The following is a 1,746-nucleotide window of genomic DNA, read 5'->3' as shown; positions in this document are numbered from 1 at the left end:
ATCCCGAACAGCGCCGCGCGCTGGTCGAACTCCTGGGCGCCGATTTCGACTTTTCCTCGCTGACGGAGGTCGACGAGGCGATCCGTATGGAGATCGTCGACAATCTGCCCAATGCGCAGATCGCGCAGGCGGTGCAGGAGCTCGATTCCGACGACGCCGTCTACATTCTCGAGGATCTCGACCAGGAAGACCAGGACGAGATCCTGTCGCAACTGCCGTTCACCGAGCGGATCAGGCTGCGCCGCTCGCTCGATTATCCCGAAGAGACGGCCGGCCGCCGCATGCAGACCGAGTTCGTCGCGGTTCCGCCGTTCTGGACGATCGGCCAGACCATCGACTACATGCGCGAGGACAACAATCTTCCCGAGCGCTTCAGCCAGATCTTCGTCATCGATCCGAGCTTCAAGCTGCTCGGCGCCATCGACCTCGACCAGATCCTGCGCACCAAGCGTTCGGTCAAGGTCGAGGAGGTGATGCACGAGACGCGGCACGCCATTCCGGCCACCATGGACCAGGAAGAGGCGGCGCGGGAATTCGAGCAGTACGATCTTTTGTCGGCCGCGGTCGTCGACGAGAACGAACGGCTGGTTGGCGTTCTGACCATTGACGATGTCGTCGACGTCATCCAGCAGGAGGCCGAGGAAGATCTGATGCGCATGGGCGGCGTCGGCGACGAAGAGCTTTCCGACAGCATCTTTTCGACCTCGCGCTCACGCGTTCCGTGGCTGCTGATCAACCTTCTGACCGCGTTCCTGGCGGCGTCGGTGATCAGCCTGTTCGACCGCACGATCGAACACATCGTGGCACTGGCGGTGCTGATGCCGATCGTCGCGGGCATGGGCGGCAATGCCGGCTCGCAAACCATGACCGTCACCGTGCGGGCGTTGGCGACCAGGGATCTCGACATCTACAATGCCGGCCGCATCATTCGCCGCGAGATGGGTGTCGGCTTCATCAACGGCATCGTCTTCGCCATCCTGATCGGCATCGTCGCGGCAGCCTGGTTCCGTGATCCCAATCTGGGCGGGATCATCGCGGCGGCGATGATCATCAACATGTTCGTGGCCGCCCTGGCCGGCATCCTGATCCCGCTGCTGCTCGATCGTTTCAAGGTCGATCCGGCGGTCGCTTCGGCGGTCTTCGTCACCACGGTTACCGACGTCGTCGGTTTCTTTGCATTTCTCGGCATTGCCACGTGGTGGTTCGGCGTGCCCTGAAGGCACGCCTTTTGGCTCAATTGACTTTTACGTAAATGCCGTGCGAGGCTCGCGCGGGGCGCCATGTCGATTCCGGCATGGCATGGGTTTTGGTTCGGGACAGAAGGGTGACGCCGCCATGGCGATCGCCCCGGTGTTTCGGCGTGTGGGAGTGGCAATGCGAGAATATTATTCGATCACCGAGTTGACCCGCGAGTTCGACGTGTCGACGCGGACGCTGCGCTTTTATGAGGACGAAGGGCTGGTGCAGCCGGTGCGGCGCGGCCGCACGCGGCTGTTTCGCCCCTCCGACCGGCAGCTCATTCGCCAGATCATGCGCGGCAAAAGGCTTGGCTTCTCGATCAACGAGATTCGCGAAATCATCCAGATGTACAAGGAGCCGCCCGGCGAAGTCGGCCAGCTCAACCTGATGATCAAGCGCATCGAGGAAAAGCGCGAGGATCTCCGGCAGAAACGCCGCGACCTCGAGGAGACGCTGGCTGAACTCGACCAGGCCGAGGAGTCTTGTGTGGAGCGGCTGGTGGAGCTT

The 1,746-nt window shown here is 62.2% G+C and carries 2 protein-coding genes; both read left to right on the top strand.

Going from position 1 to position 1,746, the window contains the following annotated elements; translation table 11 throughout:
* Positions 1–1,217: magnesium transporter (mgtE, locus tag EN994_RS29905; RefSeq protein WP_127308077.1), on the top strand; the 1,217-nt coding region annotated here is incomplete at its 5' end.
* Positions 1,218–1,374: 157 nt separating this feature from the next.
* Positions 1,375–1,746, top strand: a 372-nt coding sequence (locus EN994_RS29900) for a MerR family DNA-binding transcriptional regulator (RefSeq protein ID WP_164746350.1), incomplete at its 3' end; no start/stop codon positions are given.

It is taken from the genome of Mesorhizobium sp. M7A.F.Ca.CA.002.09.1.1 (assembly GCF_003998555.1).
GTDB classification, from domain to species: Bacteria; Pseudomonadota; Alphaproteobacteria; order Rhizobiales; family Rhizobiaceae; genus Mesorhizobium; species Mesorhizobium ciceri.
The sequence above is the reverse complement of the archived record's forward strand: the minus strand, read 5'-3'. Positions and strand labels throughout refer to the sequence as shown.